We start from the raw sequence: 4317 nt of genomic DNA, 5'->3' as shown, positions 1-4317 counted from the left end.
CACCACCGCGGTACACGACCTCGACACCCACAGACTGCACCGTACCCGCATCCTGGGCGGACTCGTCAACGAGCACAGACATGCCGCTTGACCAGCAACGATGACTTTTCGAGCGGCACAGGTCGGTCTCTTCGGATTACCGGGCCGCGCGCGGACGGGTCGTTGACGATCGTGAATCCGGCGATCACTTCGGCGGTGCGTTCGGCCGTGACGTCGCGCGCGTGGTTGCCGACCATCACGGTGAGCACCGCCTCCCGTCGAGCTGCCGCGACTTCCCCGACTGCCGCCCAAAACCTCACGCGATCCTCGCGCCAGGCGACCGTCGGGCGTCCCGGCGACGGCATCTGCCCGCGGTACGCCCGAACCTGTCTCTGCCTCGGCCCAGCCATCGCTCCACCTCTCGATCAGGGGTGTTGCGACGACGAGTTGAATCCGCCCAACACCACCCGGAGACACAGCGCCAACGACGGGCTGGCCTCGATCCCGTTCGAGCACCAGATGGCACAAGCACGGGCAACGTCGGCCACCCAGGTCAGGGCCGAAGTGGCATAACACCGTCTCCACGATTCGAGGGGATTGACAACCCCGGCCGGCAAGGCCCTGGACAGGGTCGGGCGCCGGGTTGCCGGCCCGGGCCCGACCCCGTGTTGGTTCAGCTCTTGCCGGCCAGGCGCCAGACCTGGTTCTTCTTGGTGGCCAGGGCACTGGCGGAGTCACAGGTCCACTGGTGGACCAGTGCTCCGACGGCGGTGGAGATCCCGCTGACGTCCACGCACCTGCCGCTGTGCACCGCGACGAGCTGGTAGTCGTTGGCGGCGACCTGCCGCAGCGTGAACTGCTGGTTCGTGCCGCCGTGGCAGGTCCACTGGTGGACCGCCGCGCCGTCGGCGGTGGAGACGCCGCGGATGTCGAGGCACTTGCCGCTGGAGCGGTTCACCAGGGAGTAGGTGTCCGCCACCCCTTGCACCGGGCGGAAGTCGAACCGCTGTTCCTCACCGGCGCCGCAGGTGTACTGCCGGTACTGAGTGCCGTCGGCGGTGCTCTGGTCGGGGTCGTCCAGGCAGTACCCGCTGTGCTGGGCGACGGCGGTTGACGAGAAGGCGGACTGGCCGGTGGTGAACTGCCACCAGTTCATATTGAACAGGTACCCGCTGCCACCGGCGAAGCGCAGGTACAGATCGCGGGTCCCGGTCGCACCGGTAACAGGGCACGAGATCGTGCTCCAGGTCTGCCAGCCTCCGGTGCCCGACACAGTGCATGTCCCGACCGTCGGCCCAGTAGCACTGTCCAGGTGCAGCTCAACTCGGCCGCCGCTGGTGCTTGAGGCCACCCTGGTGGTGAACGAGCTGGCACCGGTGCCGAATGCTACGCCCTTGACCTTGACGTAATCGCCGTTTTCAATCCAGCTGACGTTCATCCCGCCCTCGCTGGAGGGCTCGGTTTCGATGCCGCTGCCCCACGCGATGGTCTCGGCTTCCTGGCGGACGTAGGGGTTGAGCGTGTCCGCCTGAGGCGCGCCGGAGGTGGTCATGTTCATGGTCGGGATCGTGCCGTCGGCGTTGTAGCTGAACTTCTCCACCGCCACGGACCGGGTGAAACCGCCTCCGCCGGGCAGAGCGCCGTTGTGGTAGAAGAAGTACGAACTGCCCTTGAAGTCGACGATCCCGGCGTGGTTGGTGAAGCTGGCGCCCTGCGTGGGCATGATCGTGCCGCGGTAGGTCCACGGCCCGGTCGGGCTCGGTGCGGTCGAGTAGGCAATGAACTCCCCGCAGCACTTGGCGGCGAAGACGTTGTAGTACAGGCCGTTGCGCTTGTAGACCCACGGCCCTTCCTCGTACAGCGTCGGCCGGTTCGGGTCGCCGGTCCGAGCGCCGAACCCGGCGGTGGTGAGCGGGATCTGGGTGGGGCTGCCCGAGAACGAGATCATGTCGGCGTTGAGCCGCACGTACCACAGGTTCGGGTTGCCCCAGTACAGGTACGCCTGCCCGTCATCGTCGATGAAGACCGTCGGATCGAACTCGCCGTTCTCCACCAGCGGGCGGCCGATCGCGTCGCGGAAGGGGCCGGTGGGGCTGTCGGCCACCGCCACCCCGATGGCCATTCCGCCTCCACGGCGACGGACGGGGACGTACCAGTAGAACTTGCCGTTGCGGGCGATCGCCTGACCCGCCCACGCGTCGGCGTCGGCCCAGGAGAACGTGGCCAGGTTCATCGGCGAGCCGTGGTCGGTCCAGTTGACCATGTCCTCAGAGGACCAGACCCGCCACTCCTTCATGACGAAGGTGGTCGAGCCGTCCTCGTCGTGCCCCGTGTAGAGGTACACCCGGCCGTTGTGCACCAGCGGTGCCGGGTCGGCGGTGTAGATGTGCTGCACGATCGGGTTGTCGGCCCTGGCCACCGCGGGCAGGAGTGCCAGCGCGCACAGGACGGCGACGAGCAGAGCACCTGCGCGTCGCGGTGTCGCCGAGGACGACAGCGTCGATCTCATGAGGAACGCAACCATTGCATTTCTCCTAGTCATTGAGGACCTGGCAGCTGAGGTCGCCGAGTGTCCGCAGTGTGGCACCGGATGTTCACGCTCACAAGAGGGATGCCAGTGCTGGAAAGTGACGTCATCGAACTGGCCGAGCCCTTATTTCCTGACCACCGCCCACGATCCGGCCCACCTGACCGCATCGAACGACATTCGACTGCGGTAGTTCGGTTCAGCCAGAAGGTGAACGCTCACATCGGCGAAACGAGACGCCGAACCCATTGGCCAGCGGGCAGGGAGGACGCGGTCCAGCCAGGACAGCAGGTCGGCGACGACCTCCTGTGCATTGGTCTCGTGGAACAGTTCGTGGCGGGCTTCGGGGCAGGTGCCGTAGCTGATGTCCCGGAGTCCGGCGGCGCGGTAGCGCTCGACCAGCAGGTCGCTCAGTGACAGCCACGAGAACCACCGCGTGGACCCGATCTACCGCGTGCTGCCCGGCTTCTACGCCAGCACCGCCAATCCGCGCGTCCGCGACGCGCTCGGCCACTACGGCCGGTCGTTCACCGGCCGCAGGCAACGACGCGAAACCCACCGAGTGGATCGCGGCGGCCCGCGCTGTCGACCTGCCGCATCTGCGCAGTCTCACCAATGGTTTCGAGATCGACCGGTCCGCTGTGGACGCCGGCCTCACCCTGCCCTACCACAACGGCCGCACCGAAGGCGTCAACACCCGCACCAAGAGGATCATGAGACAGATGCATGGGCGTGCCGGATTCGACGTTCTCCGCCACCGCATCCTTCTACCCTGACCGATGCGCATCGTCACCACCGACTACGAGCCAGAGCCGAGGTCTCGGTGTACTCGGCGGGGTCGGACAGGGGCGTCTGGAAGTACAGGTCTTTCGTCGTGGCCGAGCCGTTGACCGTGATGTCGTTGGTGAAGTTCGAGTCCCACTTCTTGTACAGCGCGATGAACTGCGGCAGGTACACCTTGAGCTGCGTGTCGTCACCGGTGACCAGGCACCGCTGGTAGGCGGCGCTCGCGATCCACTCGCTGAAGTTGCGCGCGGAGAAGTTTCCGCCACCGCGCAGCCAGAAGTCCAGGTAGTCGCCCGCGAAGTCCCGGTTGCGCAGCCAGCGCCCGTCCTGGATGTGGTAGCCCGCCGCGTCCACCAGCGCCGAGTGCGCCTCGTTGCTGCCGGCGGTGTTGCCGCCCGAGTACCAGACCGGGTTGTCGTACTCGGTGGAGATGTACCCGGTTCCGGGCACGGTGTAGCGCAGCGCGCGCTTGTACGTGCTCCACCGGTAGTAGTAGACGCGGTCGATCGTGTCGTCCGGCGTGTCCACGAACGGGATGTTGTTCGTGTATCACTCCGGCTCGTCGAGCCCGTTGGCGCTCAGGATCGCGGCCTTGTCCAACACCGCAGGACCGGAGGACTGCGCCTGGGAGACCGTGGTGGTGACGCCGGCCGCGACGAGGCCGAGCGCGAGCACGGACCCCATCAGCGCCGCCGCCGGACGGCGGCGGCGCCAACGCGGCGCTCGTGGTGAGCGGAACATCTGCCTGTCCCCAGGGGTCAGTAGACGACGCGGAAGGTCGCGTCGGCGCGGCCGGTCGCGCTCGTGATCTCGTCGATGCGCAGCACGAAGGCCGAGTGCCGCAGGTAGCGGGTCGGGTAGTTGACCGAGCGGAACGACGACCAGGAGGAATCCGCGAGGCCCGCGACCCGGGTGAAGGTGGCGTCGGCGGCGAAGGTCGACGTGCCGTCGTTCTGCATGAGCTTGACCTCGAAGCCCTGGTGCCGCAGGAAGTAGCCGGGCCTGTTGACCGACTCGAACGACAC

Annotated in this window: 5 protein-coding genes and 1 pseudogene; 1 reads left to right on the top strand and 5 read right to left on the bottom strand. The window is 67.1% G+C overall.

Annotation, left to right across the window (positions count from 1 at the left end; all coding sequences use genetic code 11):
* Positions 1-65: 65 nt before the first annotated feature.
* Together ALI22I_RS52705 and ALI22I_RS00120 are read right to left on the bottom strand one after the other, a co-directional pair.
* Positions 66-389 (bottom strand): fumarylacetoacetate hydrolase family protein, encoded by a 324-nt coding sequence (locus ALI22I_RS52705; RefSeq protein ID WP_143531825.1) that lies wholly within the window; start codon positions 387-389, stop codon positions 66-68.
* A gap of 263 nt (positions 390-652) precedes the next feature.
* The gene (locus ALI22I_RS00120; protein ID WP_083751287.1) at positions 653-2503 is read right to left on the bottom strand and encodes a family 43 glycosylhydrolase; all 1851 of its coding nucleotides are present in this window, start codon (positions 2501-2503) and stop codon (positions 653-655) included.
* Positions 2504-2943: 440 nt separating this feature from the next.
* On the opposite strand from ALI22I_RS00120, the pseudogene ALI22I_RS00110 reads away from it, so the two are divergent.
* Positions 2944-3282: pseudogene (locus ALI22I_RS00110) on the top strand (transposase); the annotation flags it as partial.
* Positions 3283-3295: 13 nt separating this feature from the next.
* Here ALI22I_RS00110 and ALI22I_RS00105 read toward each other — a convergent pair.
* From ALI22I_RS00105 to ALI22I_RS00100, 3 genes are all read right to left on the bottom strand, one after another.
* Positions 3296-3820 carry an MGH1-like glycoside hydrolase domain-containing protein gene (locus ALI22I_RS00105; protein WP_077003554.1) on the bottom strand — a complete coding sequence of 175 codons (525 nt, stop codon included), beginning with the start codon at positions 3818-3820 and terminating at the stop codon, positions 3296-3298.
* A gap of 21 nt (positions 3821-3841) precedes the next feature.
* Complete coding sequence (locus ALI22I_RS48265) at positions 3842-4033, bottom strand: hypothetical protein (protein WP_143531823.1); 192 nt, start codon at positions 4031-4033, stop codon at positions 3842-3844.
* A 17-nt stretch (positions 4034-4050) separates the two neighbouring features.
* The coding region (locus ALI22I_RS00100; protein ID WP_179118013.1) for an AbfB domain-containing protein at positions 4051-4317 on the bottom strand (267 nt) is incomplete at its 5' end.

Source organism: Saccharothrix sp. ALI-22-I (assembly GCF_001984175.1).
GTDB lineage: Bacteria > Actinomycetota > Actinomycetes > Mycobacteriales > Pseudonocardiaceae > Actinosynnema.
The sequence above is the reverse complement of the archived record's forward strand: the minus strand, read 5'-3'. Positions and strand labels throughout refer to the sequence as shown.